Origin of the sequence: Delftia sp. WSY_22, from assembly GCF_043104185.1 — a bacterium.
In the GTDB taxonomy this organism is placed as follows: domain Bacteria; phylum Pseudomonadota; class Gammaproteobacteria; order Burkholderiales; family Burkholderiaceae_C; genus Comamonas; species Comamonas tsuruhatensis.
This window is the reverse complement of sequence record NZ_JBICKN010000057.1, coordinates 183327-199876: the sequence shown is the minus strand read 5'-3', so window position 1 is coordinate 199876 and position 16550 is coordinate 183327. Positions and strand designations below refer to the sequence as shown.

The window sequence follows — 16550 nt, the reverse complement described above, 5'->3', positions numbered from 1 at the left end:
AACACATCGCGGAGAGACATTCATGGACCGTCGTTCGATCATCAAACATGCGGGAATCGCCGGCGTGCTGGCTGTGGGAGCCGCACCCGCAGTCCACGCCCAGGAGGCGGTCCGCTGGCGTCTGGCCGCGAGCTTTCCCAAGTCGCTGGACACCATCTTCGGCTCGGCCGAAATGTTCTCCAAGACGCTCAAGGCGATGTCGGGCGGCAAGTTCGAAGTCTCGGTGCATGCGGCCGGTGAGCTGATGCCCGCCTTCGGCGTGGTCGATGGCATCCAGAACGGCACCATCGAGATGGCGCTGACGGCGCCCTACTACTTCACCGGCAAGGACTACATCTTCGCCTTCGGCTGCGCCGTGCCTTTCGGCCTGACGGCGCGCCAGATGGATGCATGGATGGAGCACGGCGGCGGCCGCAAGCTCATGGACGAGTTCTATGCCCAGTACAACATCAAGAGCCAGAGCGCAGGCAACACGGGCACCCAGATGGGCGGCTGGTTCCGCAAGGAGATCAAGTCGGTGGCCGATCTCAAGGGCCTGAAGATGCGCCTGGGCGGCGGCCTGTTCGGCGACGCCATGCTCAAGCTCGGCGTGGTCGCGCAGAACATGCCTGTGGGCGAGGTCTACCAGGCGCTTGAAAAGGGCACGCTGGATGCCGTGGAATTCGTGGGTCCGTACGACGACCAGAAGCTGGGCTTCAACAAGGTCGCTCCCTACTACTACTACCCCGGCTGGTGGGAAGGCGGCGCCGAGCTGGAGTTCTTCATCAACACCAAGGCGTATGCGGCCCTGTCGCCCGAGTACAAGGCCATGGTCGATGCGGCCTGCAACGTGGCGGCACGCGACATGACGGCCAAGTACGACGCCAACAACCCCGTGGCGCTCAAGAAGCTGGTGGCCGACAAGACCCAGCTCAAGGCCTTCCCCAAGGACTTCATGGATGCCGGCTACAAGGCCGTCATGGAGATCATGGCCGAGCATGACGCCAAGTCGCCCATGTTCAAGAAGATCAACCAGAGCCTGCGCACCTTCCAGCGCGACCAGCTGCTGTGGGAGCGCTTCTCGGAGTTCCGCTACAACAGCTACATGACCACGGCCAAGCTGTAAGCAGGTCTGCAGCCAGCAGCACGCACAAGGACGGTCCATGCCTTCCACGCCTGCAGGCCAAGCCCGCGTCCCCTCTGCGAAATGCAGCGGGGACGGCGGGCTTTTTTGTTCCGATGATGTATGTGGGCCGAGCTGCCAAGAGCAGTCCGGCCTTTTTTGAATGCTCTCAAGCAGAGCGAATCAGGAGGAGACAGAGATGGACAGAAGAAAAGCACTCAAGCACGCCGGTCTGGCCGGCGTATTGACTGCCGCAGCGGCGCCAGCCGTTCATGCGCAGGCGGCGGTGCGCTGGCGCCTGGCGTCCAGCTTTCCGCGTTCGCTGGACACCATCTACGGCTCTGCCGAGGTGTTTTCCAAGGCGATCAAGGAAATGTCGGGCGGCAAGTTCGAGGTGTCGGTGCATGCGGCCGGCGAGCTGATGCCCGCCTTCGGCGTGGTCGATGGCGTGCAAAACGGCACGGTGGAGATCGCGCACACGGCGCCCTACTACTTCTTCGGCAAGAACGAGGCCTTTGCCATCGGCGGCGCCATTCCGTTCGGCATGAACTCGCGCCAGCTCACGGCCTGGAACGTGGACGGCAACGGCGGCAAGCTGATGCGCGAGTTCTATGCCGAATACGGCATCGTCAACTTCCTGGGCGGCAACACCGGCGCCCAGATGGGGGGCTGGTTCCGCAAGGAGGTCAAGACGACCGAGGACATCAAGGGCCTGAAGTTCCGCATCGGCGGCTTCGCGGGCCGGATCATCGAGCGCATGGGCGGCGTGCCCCAGAACATCCCGGGTGGCGAAATCTACCAGGCGCTGGAAAAGGGCACCATCGATGCGGCCGAATGGATCGGCCCCTATGACGACCTCAAGCTGGGCTTCAACAAGGTCGCGCCGTTCTACTACTACCCCGGCTGGTGGGAAGGCAGCCTGAACCTCGAGTTCTACGTGAACCAGAAGGCGCTGGCCGCGCTGACGCCCGAGCAGCGCGCCATGGTGCAGGCCGCCTCGCACGAGGCCCATGTGGTCACCCAGGCCCGCTACGACGCGCGCAATCCAGGCGCGCTCAAGCAACTGGTGGCCAGCAAGGCCAAGGTGCTGGCCTTCCCGCAGACCGTGCTCGATGCCTCCTACAAGACCACCATGGCGGTCTATGCGGAGCTGGCCGAGAAAAACCCTGCATGGAAGAAGATCTACAGCGACTACCGCAACTTCCAGCGCGACGAGGTGCTGTGGTTCCGCTTCGCCGAGGCGCGCTACGACGCCTTCATGTCGGCGCAGAAGCTGTGAAGTCGCGGCGCCCTCGGGCGTCATGCGCGAAAGAAAGCCGGGCACTGCCCGGCTTTTTTCATGCGCGCAGGGGACCGGCGCACGCCGGGGTCCGAACGAAAAAAGGCCCCGCGGTTGCGGGGCCTTTGCTGTCCTTGAGGGAGCCTGCGATCAGCTGCCGGACTTGCTCTCGCCCGGCGTGGCCGGCTGCTCGCGCTGCAGCTGGTCCTGCAGCGCCTTGAGCGCATCGTCCTCACCGCCCGCCGGGGCCGAGGGCTCGCCAGGGGTGCCCTCGGGTGCGGGGGGCTGGTTCGCGCCGTCGCCGTTGAACATGGGGTCGTTGAAGTCGATGGCCTCGGGCATGGATGCCTCCATCTCCTGGCGCACCTTGTCCAGGTCGTACTCCACCTTCTTGTCCAGCCCGCTGGAGACGATGCCGGGGAAGATGATGATCAGGGCCACCATGACCAGCTGGATCAGCAGGAAGGGGATGGCGCCCGCATAGATCTGCATGGTGGTCACGGGCTCGGTCATCTTCTTGGTGACCTTGTCCACGTAGGCCTTGGCCGGGGCCACGCTGCGCAGGAAGAACAGCGCGAAGCCGAAGGGCGGGTGCATGAACGAGGTCTGCATGTTCACGGCCAGCAGCACGCCGAACCAGACCAGGTCGATGCCCAGCTTGTCGGCCACGGGGGCCAGCAGCGGCACGACGATGAAGGACAGCTCGAAGAAGTCCAGGAAGAAGGCCAGCACGAAGATCATGATGTTGACCACGATCAGGAAGCCGATCTCGCCGCCGGGCAGGGACACCAGCAGTTCCTCCACCCACTTGGGGCCGTCCACGCCCTGGAAGGTCAGGCCGAACATGGTCGCGCCGATCAGGATGAACATCACGAAGCACGACAGCTTGGTGGTGGACATCAGCGCCTGCTTGAGCAGGTCCATGCTCAGCCGGCCGCGCACGAAGGCCATGACGGCCGCGCCCAGCGCGCCCATGGCGCCGCCTTCGGTGGGGGTTGCCACGCCCAGGAAGATGGTGCCCAGCACCAGGAAGATCAGCAGCAGCGGCGGGATCAGCACGAAGGTCACGCGCTCGGCCATGCGGCTGAGCAGGTGCAGGCCCGTGAGCTTGTTGAACATGGCGGCGATGAAGGCCAGCGCCACGCCGAAGCACATGGACACCACGATGGTCTCGTCCAGAGCGACCTTCTCCACCACATCGCCGGACCACCAGGTGTGCAGCTGGGGCATGTACTGGGCGACCACCATCGAGGCGGCCACGCACAGCACCGTCAGCACCAGGGTGGAGGGCAGGCCGGAGTTGCCATTGGGCTCGCGCAGCGTGCGCGCCTCGGGCGGCAGGGCGGGCACCATGGCGGGCTTGAAGATGGCCAGCACGACGATGAACAGCGCATAGAAGCCCGTCAGCATCAGGCCAGGCAGGAAGGCGCCCTTGTACATGTCGCCCACGCTGCGGCCCAGCTGGTCGGCCAGCACGATCAGCACCAGGGACGGCGGAATGATCTGCGCCAGCGTGCCCGAGGCCGCGATCACGCCCGAGGCGACCCGGCGGTCATAGCCGTAGCGCATCATGATGGGCAGGGAGATCAGGCCCATGGAGATCACCGATGCCGCGACCACGCCCGTGGTCGCCGCCAGCAGCGCGCCCACGAAGATCACCGCAAAGGCCACGCCGCCGCGCACGGGGCCGAAGAGCTGGCCCACGGTCTCCAGCAGGTCCTCGGCCATGCCGCTTCGCTCCAGTATCAGCCCCATGAGGGTGAAGAACGGTATGGCCAGCATCGTCTCGTTCTGCATGATGCCGAAGATGCGCAGCGGAAGGGCCTGCAGCAGGGCTTCGGGCAGCACGCCCAGTTCGATGCCGACAAAGGCGAAGAACAGTCCGCAGGCGCCCAGGCTGAATGCCACGGGAAAACCCACGAGCAGGAAAAGTATCAGCCCCGCGAACATGATCGGGGCCAGGTTGTGGATCACGAATTCCATGATGTCTGTTTCCCCGATCAGGCGCCTTGCCCGCTTTTGTCCTTGGCTCCTGCCAGCCCGCGCAGGGCTTCGGCCAGGTCTTGCTCTGCGGTCTTCTCGCCCTTCTTGGCCGTGGGATCGTCGATCAGGCCCTTCAGGAAGGCGATGCGCTTGATCAGCTCCGACATGCCCTGCAGCAGCAGCAGCCCGAAGCCCAGGGGAATCATCAGGTAGACGGGCCAGCGCACCAGGCCGCCTGCATTGCCCGACATCTCGCCGGTCTGGATGGCCTGGATCACGAACGGCGTGCCGAACCACAGGATGGCCAGCGCCATGGGGGTCAGGAAAAAGACGAAGCCGAAGATGTCGATCCAGATCTGCGTGCGCTTGGACAGGCGGCTGGCGATCACATCCACCTTCACGTGCTCGCCCTGCAGCAGCGTGTAGCCGGCGGCCAGCAGGAAGGAGGCGGCGAACAGGTACCACTGCACTTCGAGGTAGGCGTTCGAGCTGGTGTGCAACACCTTGCGCACGATGGCATTGATGCCGCTGATGACCGTCGAGGCCAGGATCAGCCAGATAAGGCATCGCCCGACCAGGCTGTTGAGCCAGTCGACCCCTCTTGAGAATTTGAGCAAAGCCTGCATGGTGTCTCCAAAAAGTAGGCTGTATTGGGTCCGTCGCCGTACGCCGGCCTGTAGGCCGGCGCGCAGCGCTCTTGTCGGCGCATGGACCAAAGCCGTCGATTCTACGGAGACCCGAACGCCGCAGGCGGCCTGCTCCCCCTAAAAGAAATCCGTGTGAACCCGAGGAAATGTCCCGTTCAGGTTGTCGCGCGGGGCCTGCGGGCTCCCAGTTTTCGGTACATCGTGGCCCGGCTGATGCCCAGCGCGCGGGCGGCCCGGGTCACATTGCCCTGGGCATCCTGCAGGGCCTGCTCGATCAGCACGCCCTCGCTGGCGCGCAGCGGGCTGGCCTGGGCGGCGGCAGCGAGTGCCGCCGTGCCCAGCGCAGGCAGCAGCTGGCGCAGCTGGGGGCCGGGCTGCACCAGCGCCTGCAGCCGCAGGCCCGACCACAGCGGCAGGCGCAGCGGTTCGTTGGGGCGCTGGCGCGCATGCTCCACCAGCGCCGTCCAGGGCATGGCCAGCAGTTCGCTGCAGTGCAGCGGCTGGCCCGGCTGCGCCAGCGGCTGGGGCACCAGCTGGCGCGCCAGGGTATTGCTGCCCGCCACATGCCCTTCGGCGTCCACGGCCAGCAGGCCTTCGCCCTCCTGACCCAGAGGCCCGCCGGGCCAGTTCAGGTGCAGCAGCAGCGCGTGGGGCAGGGCGCGCAGCAGCCGGTCCTCGATGGCGCGGGCGCAGCGCAGCGCCAGGTGCATCAGCTCGGGCCGCTCGGGCACGTCCACGCCCGTGATGTCCAGCATGCCCAGGCAGCGGCCGTCCGGGGCGTACAGCGGTGCGCCCGCGCAGCTGTAGTGGCGGTTGGCCTCGAAGAAATGCTCGGCCCGGTGCAGCCAGACGGGGCCGTGCTCGGCCAGGGCCGCACCGATGGCGGTGGTGCCCACGCCCTGCTCGGACAGGTCCACGCCCACACGGGCGATGGCCTGCACGCGGATGTCGCTGCGGTCCAGCGGCCCCTGCACGTCCAGCACGGTGCCGCGTGCATCGGTCAGCAGGCTGAAGTAGTGCATGGCGCCCACGGCGCCCACCAGCTGGGCCATCACGGGGCGCGCGGCCTGCAGCAGCACCTCATGGCCATCACGGGTCTGGCGCAGCGCATGCGGCCCCAGTGCTTCGTAGACCACGCGCTCGCCCGGGCGGCGGCCTGCCGCCAGGCAGCGCTGCCAGGAGCGCCACAGCCAGGGCGCGATGCCGGCAGGGGGGGCGGGCAGAGTGGCAGGCGGCATGCCGGCCAGCGCCTGCTCGAAGGCCAGGCTGCGGGCCCGGGCGATCTGCGCGTGGCGCGGATCGGCGGGGCAGGGCTGCGCGGCGTCGGGGCTCAGGGCGAACATGGGGCGGGGACTCCTGTGGCTGGCTGGCAAGGGATTGCGAACGGGCTGGCAGGCGGGCACGGTCGAAGCCGGGGGCGCAGGCGCAAGCGGTGCGGGCTGCGGCTGCGGTGACGACTGTGTCATTTTGAGAATATCCGCGCCGCCCGGCCCGGGCTTGCGGGTCAACCCTAGAACGGGCGCCTGCGGGCAGGGCGACCATGGCAGGCGAGGTTTCCGGCGTTCCCCCACGTTCCAGATCACCGCCGAACACAGGCAGGAGACAGCACGATGAATGTCCAGCTCACCGTCAACGGGCGCGCGCAGCGCATCGACGTTCCACCCAACACCTTGCTCGTGCATGCGCTGCGCGAGCACCTGCGCCTGACCGGCACGCATGTGGGCTGCGACACCAGCCAGTGCGGGGCCTGCACCGTCATCGTCGACGGCCACGCCGTCAAGTCCTGCGCCATGCTGGCCGTGCAGGCCGAGGGCTGCGAGGTGCGCACCATCGAAGGGCTGGCGGATATCGACGGCGGCCTGCATCCCATGCAGGCGGCCTTCAAGGAGTGCCACGGCCTGCAATGCGGCTTTTGCACGCCGGGCATGGTCATGAGCGCCGTGGACCTGTGCCAGCGCCAGCCGTGCGCGGGCGATCGCGAGATCCGCGAGGCGCTGGAGGGCAACCTGTGCCGCTGCACGGGCTACCAGAACATCGTGGCCGCCGTGAAAAAGGGCAGCCAGGCCATGGCAGGGCCTGCGGCCTGAGCGCCGCAGGTCACCACAAGGAGACAGCCATGGGTGCATCCGACTTTTCCAAGCTCCCCCACATCGGCGAGCCCGTCAAGCGCAAGGAGGACTACCGCTTCCTCACGGGCGCGGGCCAGTACACCGACGACATCGCGCTGGCCGCCCAGGCCCATGCGGTGTTCGTGCGCTCGCCGCACGCGCATGCGCGTGTGCGCTCCGTGTCCACCGACGCGGCCAGGGCCGCGCCCGGCGTCATCGGCGTGCTCACGGGCGCCGACGTGGCGGCCGACAAGATCAACGGCCTGCCCTGCGGCTGGCTGATCACCAGCACCAACGGCGAGCCCATGAAGGAGCCGCCGCATCCCATCCTGGCGCTGGACACCGTGCGCTACGTGGGCGACCAGGTCGCCATGGTCGTGGCCGAGACGCTGGAGCAGGCGCGCGACGCGGCCGAGCTGGTGGAGGTGGACTACGACCCGCTGCCCGCCGTGGTGCTGGTGGCCGACGCGGCGGCCGGCAGCGTGCCCGGCGCGGTGGTGCACGACATCGCCCCCGACAACCACTGCTACAAATGGGCCATCGGCGACAAGGCTGCCGTGGATGCCGTGTTCGCCGGTGCTGCCCACATCGCCCAGCTGGACCTGGTCAACAACCGCCTGGTTCCCAACGCCATGGAGCCGCGCGCGGCCATCGGCAGCTACAGCCGCGCCAATGACGAGTACACGCTGTACGTGGCCAACCAGAACCCGCACGTCGAGCGGCTGCTGATGACGGCCTTCGTCATGGGCCTGCCCGAGCACAAGGTGCGCGTGATCGCGCCCGACGTGGGCGGCGGATTCGGCTCCAAGATCTTCCTGTATGCCGAGGATGTCTGCCTGACCTGGGGTGCGCGAAAGCTCAACCGCAACATCAAGTGGACGGCCGACCGCAGCGAGTCCTTCCTCACCGACGCCCATGGCCGCGACCACGTCAGCCATGCCGAGATGGCCATGGACGCCAGCGGCAAGTTCCTGGCCATGCGCGTGCACACGGATGCCAACCTGGGCGCCTACCTGAGCACCTTCGCCAGCGCCGTGCCCACCATCCTCTATGCCACCTTGCTGGCCGGCCAGTACGCCACGCCCCAGGTCTATGTGGAGGTCGATGCCTGGTTCACCCACACCGCGCCCGTCGATGCCTACCGGGGCGCGGGCCGGCCCGAGGCCACCTACCTGCTGGAGCGCCTGGTCAGCCGCTGCGCCTGGCAGCTGAACCTGTCCCAGGCCGAGATACGGCGGCGCAACTTCGTCACCAGCTTCCCCTACCAGACGCCCGTGGCCCTGCAGTACGACGTGGGCGACTACGGCGCCTGCATGGACAAGGCCGAGGCCCTGGCCGACGTGGCCGGCTTTGCCGCGCGCCGTGCCGACAGCGAGGCGCGGGGCCTCAGGCGCGGCCTGGGCTACAGCAGCTACATCGAGGCCTGCGGCCTGGCGCCCAGCAACATCGCAGGCGCCCTGGGCGCGCGGGCCGGCCTCTTCGAATGCGGCGAGGTGCGCGTGCACCCCACGGGCAGCGTCACCGTGTTCACGGGCTCGCACAGCCATGGCCAGGGGCACGAGACCACCTTCGCCCAGGTGGTGGCCGCGCGCCTGGGGATACCCGTGGAGAACGTGGACATCGTCCACGGCGACACGGGCCGTGTGCCGTTCGGCATGGGCACCTATGGCTCGCGCTCCATCAGCGTGGGCGGCGCGGCCATCATGAAGGCGCTGGACAAGATCGAGGCCAAGGCCAAGAAGATCGCGGCCCACCTGATGGAGGCCAGCGACGCCGACATCGACTTCGCGGGCGGCGAGTTCACGGTGCGCGGCACCGACAAGAAAATCCCCTTCGCCCAGATCGCGCTCACCGCCTATGTGCCGCACAACTACCCGCTGGACAAGCTGGAGCCCGGCCTCAACGAAACCGCCTTCTACGACCCCACCAACTTCACCTTCCCCGCAGGCACCTACATCTGCGAGGTCGAGGTGGACCCGGCCACGGGCGTGGTGCGCGTGGACCGCTTCAGCGCCGTGGACGACTTCGGCACCATCATCAATCCCATGATCGTCGAGGGCCAGGTGCACGGCGGCGTGGCCCAGGGCATAGGCCAGGCGCTGCTGGAAAACTGCGTCTACGACCGCGAGACCGGCCAACTGCTCACCGGCAGCTTCATGGACTACGCCATGCCGCGCGCCGACGATTTCCCCGAATTCAAGCTCGGCACCGTCTGCACGCCCTGCACGCACAACCCGCTGGGCACCAAGGGCTGCGGCGAGGCGGGGGCCATAGGCTCGCCGCCCGCCGTCATCAATGCCGTGCTCGACGCACTGCATCCCCTGGGTGTCAGGGACCTGGACATGCCGGCCAGCCCGCACCGTGTCTGGTCGGCCATCGACGCCGCAGCCACCTCCTGAGGAGAGCGCCATGTACGCATTCACCTATGAAGCCCCTGGCAACACGGCCGACGCCGCTGCCCTGGCCGCCCAGGGCGGCCAGTACCTGGCCGGCGGGCAAAGCCTGCTGCCATCGATGCGCCTGCGCCTGGCGCGGCCCGAACAGATCGTGGACCTGAACCGCGTCCAGGGCCTGGCCGGCATCGCCGTCAACGGCCAGACCGTGGAAATCCGCGCCATGACACGCCACGCCGACGTGGCCGCCAACCCGCAGGTCCAGGCCGCCATCCCGGCCCTGGCCGAGCTGGCCGGCGGCATCGGCGACCGCCAGGTGCGTGCGCGCGGCACCATCGGCGGCTCGCTGGCCAACAACGACCCCGCTGCCTGCTACCCCAGCGCCGTGCTGGGCCTGGGCGCCACTGTCGTCACCGACCGGCGCGAGATCGCGGCCGACGACTTCTTCCAGGGCATGTACACCACGGCACTGGGCAGCGGCGAGCTGATCACGGCCGTGCGCTTTCCCGTGCCGAGGAAGGCCGCCTACCTCAAGTTCAAGCAGCCCGCCTCGCGCTTCGCCCTGGTGGGCGTCTTCGTCGCCCAGACCGACAGCGGCGTGCGCGTGGCCATCACGGGCGCCGGGCTCAGCGTGTTCCGCCATGCGGGGCTGGAGGCCGCGCTCAACCAGAGCTTCACGCCCGACGCGGCCGCCCAGGTGCTGATCGACCATGCCGACCTCAACAGCGACCTGCATGCCAGCGCGCGCTACCGGGCGCAGTTGATCAGCGTGCAGACGCAGCGTGCGGTATCGCAGATGCTGGGGTGACTATGGTGACCCCCTGAGTCGCTTCGCGCCTTCCCCCTTGAAGGGGGACGACACCCTCGGTGCGGGGCGGCCCTTCCTCGGTGTCCCTGAGTTGGATTGCGCCAGTTTTGCGCAGCGCAGACGAAGCGCAGTTCCATGACGATTGGATAAGGACTGAATGAAGGTTCCCGAGCAAGCCATTGCCTCCATAGACGCCCTGGTCGCCGCGCTGCAGGCCGAAGGCTATTTCGCCGACCGGCGCCTGGCCACGGCCGTCTTCCTGGCCCTGCGGCTGCAGCGGCCGCTGCTGCTGGAGGGCGAGCCTGGCGTGGGCAAGACCGCGCTGGCCCAGGCGCTGGCGCGAGTGCTGGAGCGCCGCCTGATCCGGCTGCAGTGCTATGACGGCATGGAGCAGCGCGAGGCGCTGTATGAATGGAACTACGCGGCCCAGCTGCTGCACCTGCGCGCGGCCGAGCTGGCTTCGGCGCAGCCCGCGGCTGCACCGCAGCAGGACCGACTGCAGCGCGCCGAGCAGGAGGTCTACCAGGAGCGCTACCTGGTAAGCCGCCCGCTGCTGCAGGCCCTGCAGCAGCCCGAGCCCGGCGCCGTGCTGCTGATCGACGAGATCGACCGCGCCGACGAGCCCTTCGAGGCCTTCCTGCTCGAATACCTGGGCGAGTACCAGGTCAGCATTCCCGAGCTGGGCACGGTGGCGGCACGCGTGCCGCCCGTGACCGTGCTCACCAGCAACCGCACGCGCGACCTGCACGACGCCGTCAAGCGCCGCTGCCTCTACCACTGGCTGGACTATCCCGGGCGCGAGCGTGAGCTGGCCATCGTGCGCGCCCTGGTGCCCGGGGCCGGGCAGGCCCTGACCGCCCAGGTGGCGAGCTTCGTGGGGCGGCTGCGCAGCCAGCCCTTTTCCGACGCCTTCCAGCGCGTGCCCGGCATTGCCGAAAGCGTGGAATGGGCCAAGGCCCTGGTGGCGCTGGACACCCTGGTGGTCGATCCCGAAGTCGTGCACGACACGGCCGGCATCCTCTTCAAGCAGCGCGAGGACGTGGCCGCGCTCACACCCGAGCGGCTGCAGCAACTGCTGGCGCCGGAGCCCGCGCCGTGACGGCGGGTGCAGCCGGTGCGGCCGGTGCCGCCGGTGCCGCCGATGGGGGCGAGCGCACCAGCTGGCTGGGCGATGCGCGCAGCGGCAAGCTGGCAGGCAACCTGGTCGGCTTTGCGCGTGCGCTGCGCCGCGCGGGCGTGCCCGTGGATGGCGGGCGCATGGCGCTGGCCCAGCAGGCCCTGTCCCTGGTCGGCCTGGCGCGCGAGGACATGGCCGCCGCGCTGGAGGCCGTATTTGTGAGCAACGCCCAGGACCTCGCCGTGTTCCGCGAACTGTTCGACGCCTACTTCCGCAATCCCGATGTGGCCCGGCAACTGCTGGCCCAGTTGCTGCCGCAGGCGCCCCGGCCGTCCGCGCCGCGCCACCGCCCGCGCGTGCAGGAAGCCCTGTCGCCCCGCCAGGCAGGCGAGGGCAGGGCCGCCGTCGATGAAGAGCTGAAGCTGGACGCCGCCATGACGGCCAGCGAGCGCCACCGCCTGCGCCATGCCGACTTCAACCAGCTCAGCGCCAGCGAATACCTGCTGGTGCAGCGCCTGGCCAGGGACATTGCCCTTCCCTTGCCCCGCTACCGCAGCCGCCGCACGCGCACCGGCCAGCGCGGCGCGGTGCCCGACTGGGCTGCCAGCCTGCGTGCGGCATCGCGCCACGGCGGCGAAATGCTGCAGCTGCTGCGGCGCGAACGGCGGCGCCTGCCGCTGCCCTGGCTGGCTCTGGTCGATGTCTCGGGTTCCATGGAGCGCTATGCGCGGCTGCTGCTGGCCTTCCTGCACGCGGCCACCGGCACGCAGCGCCATGCGGGCCTGCGCCGCCAGGTCTTCAGCTTCGGCACCGAGCTGCGCGACCTGGGCCCGGCCTTTGCCCAGGCCGATACCGACGCCATGCTCGAGCGCGCCAACGCCGCCATTGCCGACTTTGGCGGCGGCACCCGCCTGGGCAGCAGCCTGGGCGAACTGCGCCGCCTGCATGCGCGCCACCAGGTTTCAGGCCTGGTGGGCCGGCGCACCCTGGTGCTCATCATCAGCGACGGCCTGGACACCGGCGATGCCGCCGAGCTGGACCGCGAACTGGCCTGGCTGCGCCGCCACAGCGCGCGGCTGCTGTGGCTCAACCCGCTGCTGCGCTTTGACGGGTATGCCCCACTGGCCCAGGGGGCGGCCGTGCTGCATCGTCATGCCCATGCCATGCTTGCGGTACACAACCTGGAATCGCTGCAGCAACTGGCCGGTCACCTGGCGCGGCTGCTGGCGGCGCCAGGCCGCTGAGCCGCTTGCGGCCACCCCCATCGCAGAAAGGAATTGCCATGGAAATGCAAGCCAGCCGTTCCCTCGCCGTCAGCCAGCAGCAGGCCTGGGAGGCGCTCAACGATCCCGAAACGCTCAAGGCCTGCCTGGCCGGCTGCGACCGCTTCGAACCCCAGGGCGATGACCAGTACGCCGTGGGCATGGCGGTCAAGGTGGGGCCGGTATCGGCCAAGTTCAGCGGCAAGGTCACGCTGTCCGACATCACGCCGCCCGAGCGCTACCGCATCGCCTTTGAAGGCCAGGGCGGCGTGGCCGGCTTCGGCAAGGGCGAGGCCGACGTCACCCTCACCCCCGAGCCCGCTGACGCCGCAGGCCAGCCGCGCTGCCTGCTCAGCTACAGCGTGCAGGCCCAGGTCGGCGGCAAGATCGCCCAGCTGGGCCAGCGGCTGATCGACGGCGCCGCGCGCAACATGGCCGACGACTTCTTCGCGCGCTTCGACACGCTGATGCAGCAGCGCCACCCGCGCGCGCCCGCAGCGCCTGCCGATGCAGGCGACACCGCCGACCTGTCCCACCTGCCTGCCGGCCTGGCCGATGAAACCGGCCACATCGAGCCCACCGTGGACGCCCAGGCCTGGGAGCACGACGCCGCAGCCGGCGTGGCCACGCCGCTGGATGCCGCACCGGCCACCGAGGCCGAGGAACGCTCGCGCCGCGCCATCCCGCTGTGGTGCTGGGGGCTGGCCATCGTCGTCGTCCTGGGCGCCGGCTGGCTGCTTTCGCGGTACTGAGTCCTTGCGCCGACCCACGGCTTTTTCCACCTACCCTGAACGATGCGCGCTGGCGCAGCACAATAGCCGCCGAAAAGCGCCAGGCGCCCAGCTGCACAGGCAAGCCAGGTGCCGGCGTGGAGATTTGCAATGGAAAACCTGGATGTTCATGTTCTGCGCCACCTCGCGCAATGGCGCGCTCAGGGCGAGCGCGCGCTGCTGGCCACGGTAGTGCGTACCTGGGGCTCGTCGCCCCGGCCCATCGGCTCCATCATGGCGCTGGGGGCCTCGGGCGCCGTGGTCGGCTCCGTGTCCGGCGGCTGCATCGAGGATGACCTGATCGCCCGCTACAGCCACGCCTCGGACGCCGACGCCCTGCGCGACGGCGCGCCCCGGCTGCTGCGCTACGGCGTCAGCGCCGACGAGGCCCACCGCTTCGGCCTGCCCTGCGGCGGCACGCTGGAGCTGCTGCTCGAATTCAATCCCGACGCTGCTGCGCTGCAGCAACTCGTCCAATGGCTGGGCGAAGGCCGCATGGTGCGGCGCACCGTGGACAAGGCCACCGGCCAGGTCGCCCAGCAGGTCAGCGACGCGCCCGAGCCGCTGGTGCATGACGGGCAGCAGGTCGCCAACAGCTTCGGCCCCGAGTACCGCATGCTGCTCATCGGCGCAGGCCAGCTGTCCGAATACCTGGCCACCATGGCGCTGTTCAACGGCTTTGCGGTCACCGTCTGCGACCCGCGCGAGGAATACAGCCGCCACTGGAGCGTGGCCGGCGTGCAGCTGTCGCGCGAGATGCCCGACGACCTCGTGCGCACCATGCGCGCCGATGCGCGCACCTGCATCATCGGCCTCACGCACGACCCCAAGCTCGACGACCTGGCCCTCATGGAAGCCCTGGAATCCCCGGCCTTCTACGTCGGCGCCATCGGCTCGCGCCGCAACACCGCGCTGCGCCTGCAGCGCCTGAGCGAGCACTTCGGCCTGGGCGACGCACAGCTCGCGCGCCTGCGCGGCCCCATCGGCCTGTACATAGGCAGCAAGACGCCCCCCGAAATCGCCGTCAGCATCATGGCCGAGGTCCTGGCCGCCAAGAACGGCGTGGCCCTGCCGCGCGGCATGACCGTGGAAGAAGGCAAGCTCGCCGCCGCCCAGCCCCCGCAGCCGCTGGAGGATGACGGGCCCGAGGGCATCACGCCCCTGGTGTGCGGGGTGGGTTAGACGGGGCGCCGCAGGCGGGTGGCATGGGGCTGCAGTGACGGGAGTTGAGGCGCTATATTGATCGATCTTCTTTCATAGAGGGAGGCGATCATGTGTTTGGCTGGGAATGAGGCCGGCTTGCCCGGCACGATTGTCGGCAATCCTGTGGCGAAAGGGTTCGGAGGCGCGGCGTGAGCGGCGCTCGTCCGCTGGCTGCCGGCCTGACCGCCAGCCTCTCCGTGGCAACAGGCTATCTGCCGATTGCTTTTTCCTTTGGCGTGGCGGCCGTTCAGGCGGGTCTTGCTCCATCCATTGCGGTGCTGGCTTCCGTGCTGGTCTATGCCGGAGCCAGCCAGTTCCTGCTGATTTCGTTGCTGGCTTCGGGAGCCGGGCTGTGGACCGCTTTGCCCACGGTGCTGTTGATGAATGCGCGGCATGTGCTGTATGGCCCGGCCCTGCAGGTGGTGCTGGGGCCGCGGCAGCGCCTGGCCACGCCCTGGTTGGCCTTTGGCCTGACCGACGAGGTGTTTGCCACCGCCATGAGCAAGATGCAGGGCGTGCCAGAGGCCGAGCGCGAGCACTGGTTTCTGGGCCTGCAACTTGGCGCCTACGCGGCCTGGGTGGGCGGCACGGTGATGGGGGTGACGCTGGTGGGCGAGGTGGATCGGTGGCCGGCAGCCGTCCGCGAGGGGCTGGCCTTCGTTCTGCCGGCATTGTTCTTTGCGCTGCTGCTGGAGGCGGGGGTGCTGCGCTGGTGGCGTGCGGTGCTCACGGCCGCCGTGGTCGCTGCGGTGCTGGTTTGCTTCATTCCGGGCTACCACGCACTGGCGCTGGCGATCCTGTGCGGTGCGCTGGCGCATGCGGCCACGGCCGATAGGGGCTGATCACCATGTCGTACACATTCTGGATCTTGCTGTTGTGCGGTGCCGGCACCTTTGGCCTGCGCTGGTTGCCGTTGTGGCAGGCACGCCGCAGAGGGCACTCTGCACGGGCGTCCCCGCAGGTGCAGAGGTGGCTGGCGGGTGTCGGGCCCGCCGCCATCGCTGCCCTGTTCGTGGTGTCAACCTGGGGGCTGGTGGTCAGCGATGTCCGCTGGGGGCGGGTGGCCGTGATCTCCGTGGCTTTGCTGGCCATCTGCCTCGTACGCCTGGTGCGTGGAGGCATTGCCATGCCGACCTTGGCTGGTGCGCTGACCTACGGCCTGCTGGCTCATGTCAAGCCCTGGTGATGTCAGTGCGGCTGGGCATGGAAGGCCTTGTTGGCAATCTTCCAGCCGGCCTCGGTCTTGAGCAGCACGAAGTAGTCGATGAAGGTGATGGCACCGTGCACCAGGGTGATCTTGGCGCTGGCCGCCGTGCCGCCGATGTCGATGGCGTCGATGCTGCGGCGGCGCGTGGCCTCGTCGGCGGCGGGCTGGCCCTTGAAGCGGGCGCAGTAGGTGTCGATGTCCCAGGAGGTCAGCGGGCCTTCGCGCACGCTTTCGATGCGGGCGGTGGGCATGAAGGCGGCGCGCATGTGGGCGCTGTTGTCCTCGGCATGGCCGCGCATGTACAGCTCCAGCGGCACGCGCACGGCGGCTTCTTCGGGGTGGTCGGTCAGGCGTGGGTTGGCAGTCGTCATGGTGTTCTCCTGGGACGGATGGATGGCGGCCTGCGCCTGCAGGCCGGCGGCCGCGGATCGTAGCCACAAGCGCGGGGTGCAGTCCAACGGGGTGACAGGCGCGACCTGCGCCGGGTTGGGGTGCAATGCCTTGTTTTCAATGGACTTTTCGGCCGATGCGCCCCGCATTGGCCGTGCCTGAGTCAACAGTGTTGTGAGCGCCGTGCCCTGTCTGAGGCCCTGCCGACGGGTGGCCGACCTGTTTCCGAAAACGCTCTGGCCAGGGCGGGTAAAGCCGGGGTAAAGCGGGGGTAATGCCTG

15 protein-coding genes are annotated in these 16550 nt (G+C 68.7%); 11 read left to right on the top strand and 4 right to left on the bottom strand.

Annotated features, from left to right (window positions below; translation table 11 throughout):
• Positions 1–22: 22 nt before the first annotated feature.
• Positions 23–1105: a TRAP transporter substrate-binding protein gene (locus ACF8NF_RS24910; RefSeq protein ID WP_016452489.1), complete on the top strand. Its 1083-nt coding sequence runs from the start codon at positions 23–25 to the stop codon at positions 1103–1105.
• A gap of 196 nt (positions 1106–1301) precedes the next feature.
• On the top strand, positions 1302–2381 hold the full coding sequence (locus ACF8NF_RS24905; RefSeq protein ID WP_016448928.1) for a TRAP transporter substrate-binding protein: 1080 nt from the start codon (positions 1302–1304) through the stop codon (positions 2379–2381).
• Positions 2382–2531: 150 nt separating this feature from the next.
• On the opposite strand, the gene ACF8NF_RS24900 is transcribed toward ACF8NF_RS24905, so the two are convergent.
• The 3 genes from ACF8NF_RS24900 to ACF8NF_RS24890 all read right to left on the bottom strand — a co-directional run bounded on the left by ACF8NF_RS24900 (position 2532) and on the right by ACF8NF_RS24890 (position 6354).
• Positions 2532–4364 carry a TRAP transporter large permease subunit gene (locus ACF8NF_RS24900; RefSeq protein WP_016448927.1) on the bottom strand — a complete coding sequence of 611 codons (1833 nt, stop codon included), beginning with the start codon at positions 4362–4364 and terminating at the stop codon, positions 2532–2534.
• A gap of 17 nt (positions 4365–4381) precedes the next feature.
• Positions 4382–4990 carry a TRAP transporter small permease subunit gene (locus ACF8NF_RS24895; protein ID WP_016448926.1) on the bottom strand — a complete coding sequence of 203 codons (609 nt, stop codon included), beginning with the start codon at positions 4988–4990 and terminating at the stop codon, positions 4382–4384.
• A gap of 176 nt (positions 4991–5166) precedes the next feature.
• Positions 5167–6354: a helix-turn-helix domain-containing protein gene (locus ACF8NF_RS24890; protein WP_392451484.1), complete on the bottom strand. Its 1188-nt coding sequence runs from the start codon at positions 6352–6354 to the stop codon at positions 5167–5169.
• Positions 6355–6621: 267 nt separating this feature from the next.
• On the opposite strand from ACF8NF_RS24890, the gene ACF8NF_RS24885 reads away from it, so the two are divergent.
• From ACF8NF_RS24885 to ACF8NF_RS24845, 9 genes are all read left to right on the top strand, one after another.
• On the top strand, positions 6622–7098 hold the full coding sequence (locus tag ACF8NF_RS24885) for a (2Fe-2S)-binding protein (protein WP_013803615.1): 477 nt from the start codon (positions 6622–6624) through the stop codon (positions 7096–7098).
• A 29-nt stretch (positions 7099–7127) separates the two neighbouring features.
• A complete protein-coding gene (locus ACF8NF_RS24880) occupies positions 7128–9518 on the top strand; it encodes a xanthine dehydrogenase family protein molybdopterin-binding subunit (protein WP_046988109.1) in 2391 nt (796 codons plus the stop codon).
• Positions 9519–9528: 10 nt separating this feature from the next.
• Positions 9529–10320: a xanthine dehydrogenase family protein subunit M gene (locus ACF8NF_RS24875; protein ID WP_046241966.1), complete on the top strand. Its 792-nt coding sequence runs from the start codon at positions 9529–9531 to the stop codon at positions 10318–10320.
• Positions 10321–10477: 157 nt separating this feature from the next.
• A complete protein-coding gene (locus ACF8NF_RS24870; protein ID WP_043790495.1) occupies positions 10478–11419 on the top strand; it encodes a MoxR family ATPase in 942 nt (313 codons plus the stop codon).
• Positions 11416–12681, top strand: a complete 1266-nt coding sequence (locus tag ACF8NF_RS24865; protein WP_392451483.1) for a VWA domain-containing protein — start codon at positions 11416–11418, stop codon at positions 12679–12681. Before ACF8NF_RS24870 ends, ACF8NF_RS24865 begins: the two co-directional genes overlap by 4 nt.
• A gap of 38 nt (positions 12682–12719) precedes the next feature.
• Positions 12720–13451, top strand: a complete 732-nt coding sequence (locus ACF8NF_RS24860) for a CoxG family protein (protein WP_016448920.1) — start codon at positions 12720–12722, stop codon at positions 13449–13451.
• Between the two features lie 129 nt (positions 13452–13580).
• Positions 13581–14651 (top strand): XdhC family protein, encoded by a 1071-nt coding sequence (locus ACF8NF_RS24855; protein ID WP_392451482.1) that lies wholly within the window; start codon positions 13581–13583, stop codon positions 14649–14651.
• A 170-nt stretch (positions 14652–14821) separates the two neighbouring features.
• Positions 14822–15514, top strand: a complete 693-nt coding sequence (locus ACF8NF_RS24850; protein WP_133072818.1) for an AzlC family ABC transporter permease — start codon at positions 14822–14824, stop codon at positions 15512–15514.
• A gap of 5 nt (positions 15515–15519) precedes the next feature.
• Positions 15520–15858 (top strand): AzlD domain-containing protein, encoded by a 339-nt coding sequence (locus ACF8NF_RS24845; RefSeq protein WP_250438804.1) that lies wholly within the window; start codon positions 15520–15522, stop codon positions 15856–15858.
• Positions 15859–15860: 2 nt separating this feature from the next.
• Here ACF8NF_RS24845 and ACF8NF_RS24840 read toward each other — a convergent pair whose 3' ends face one another.
• Positions 15861–16250, bottom strand: a complete 390-nt coding sequence (locus ACF8NF_RS24840) for a nuclear transport factor 2 family protein (protein WP_013803605.1) — start codon at positions 16248–16250, stop codon at positions 15861–15863.
• Positions 16251–16550 lie beyond the last annotated feature (300 nt).

Excerpts from the sequence above, each read along its gene's own strand:
- ACF8NF_RS24910 (WP_016452489.1), top strand. The coding sequence starts at position 23 with ATGGACCGTCGTTCGATCATCAAACATGCGGGAATCGCCGGCGTGCTG.
- ACF8NF_RS24905 (WP_016448928.1), top strand. The coding sequence starts at position 1,302 with ATGGACAGAAGAAAAGCACTCAAGCACGCCGGTCTGGCCGGCGTATTG.
- ACF8NF_RS24900 (WP_016448927.1), bottom strand. The coding sequence starts at position 4,364 with ATGGAATTCGTGATCCACAACCTGGCCCCGATCATGTTCGCGGGGCTG.
- ACF8NF_RS24895 (WP_016448926.1), bottom strand. The coding sequence starts at position 4,990 with ATGCAGGCTTTGCTCAAATTCTCAAGAGGGGTCGACTGGCTCAACAGC.
- ACF8NF_RS24890 (WP_392451484.1), bottom strand. The coding sequence starts at position 6,354 with ATGTTCGCCCTGAGCCCCGACGCCGCGCAGCCCTGCCCCGCCGATCCG.
- ACF8NF_RS24885 (WP_013803615.1), top strand. The coding sequence starts at position 6,622 with ATGAATGTCCAGCTCACCGTCAACGGGCGCGCGCAGCGCATCGACGTT.
- ACF8NF_RS24880 (WP_046988109.1), top strand. The coding sequence starts at position 7,128 with ATGGGTGCATCCGACTTTTCCAAGCTCCCCCACATCGGCGAGCCCGTC.
- ACF8NF_RS24875 (WP_046241966.1), top strand. The coding sequence starts at position 9,529 with ATGTACGCATTCACCTATGAAGCCCCTGGCAACACGGCCGACGCCGCT.
- ACF8NF_RS24870 (WP_043790495.1), top strand. The coding sequence starts at position 10,478 with ATGAAGGTTCCCGAGCAAGCCATTGCCTCCATAGACGCCCTGGTCGCC.
- ACF8NF_RS24860 (WP_016448920.1), top strand. The coding sequence starts at position 12,720 with ATGGAAATGCAAGCCAGCCGTTCCCTCGCCGTCAGCCAGCAGCAGGCC.
- ACF8NF_RS24855 (WP_392451482.1), top strand. The coding sequence starts at position 13,581 with ATGGAAAACCTGGATGTTCATGTTCTGCGCCACCTCGCGCAATGGCGC.
- ACF8NF_RS24845 (WP_250438804.1), top strand. The coding sequence starts at position 15,520 with ATGTCGTACACATTCTGGATCTTGCTGTTGTGCGGTGCCGGCACCTTT.
- ACF8NF_RS24840 (WP_013803605.1), bottom strand. The coding sequence starts at position 16,250 with ATGACGACTGCCAACCCACGCCTGACCGACCACCCCGAAGAAGCCGCC.